The organism is Flammeovirga aprica JL-4, from assembly GCF_012844305.1.
GTDB lineage: Bacteria > Bacteroidota > Bacteroidia > Cytophagales > Flammeovirgaceae > Flammeovirga > Flammeovirga aprica.
This window is the reverse complement of the sequence record NZ_JABANE010000403.1, coordinates 1-586: the sequence shown is the minus strand read 5'-3', so window position 1 is coordinate 586 and position 586 is coordinate 1. Positions and strand designations below refer to the sequence as shown.

Here is a 586-nt window from a genome sequence, read left to right as displayed (position 1 = left end):
GCGCACAATGTACAGGTGAAGAAACATCGGGAGAGACGGTGGCAATGTAACACGCAGAGATATGTCGGACATTAACGGAGAAGATTAACCTGCTGAAAGATAAGCACGAAATGTTAAGTTCGTTGCTGCCTGACGTCCGTTTGCTGTACGGAACGCAACCGGGGCCCCGGACGCCGGTGATGTATCAGCCGGGGATCGTTTTTCTCTTTTCGGGCCATAAAATTGGTTATATCAATGAGCGGACTTTTCGCTACGATACAAACGAATATTTACTGCTGACCGTGCCGCTACCTTTCGAGTGCGAAACCTTTGCCACCCCGGAGGTGCCCCTCGCCGGGATGCGCCTGAACGTCGATATCCTGCAACTGCAAGAGCTGCTGATGGATATTGGCGAAGATCCGCTGTTTCAGCCCGCGGTCGCCTCCAGCGGGATAAACTCCGCGGTACTCTCGGAGGATATTCTGTGCGCTGCCGAACGGCTGCTTGACGTGATGGAGCGGCCGCTGGACGCACGGATCCTTGGCAAGCAAATCGTCCGCGAAATTCTGTATTATGTGCTGACGGGGCCCTGCGGCGGCGCGCTGTT

General features: G+C 55.1%; 1 protein-coding gene. It reads left to right on the top strand.

Annotated elements, in window-relative coordinates:
* Positions 1–110: 110 nt before the first annotated feature.
* Positions 111–586, top strand: a 476-nt coding sequence (locus tag HHU12_RS34615) for an AraC family transcriptional regulator (protein WP_317170782.1), incomplete at its 3' end; no start/stop codon positions are given.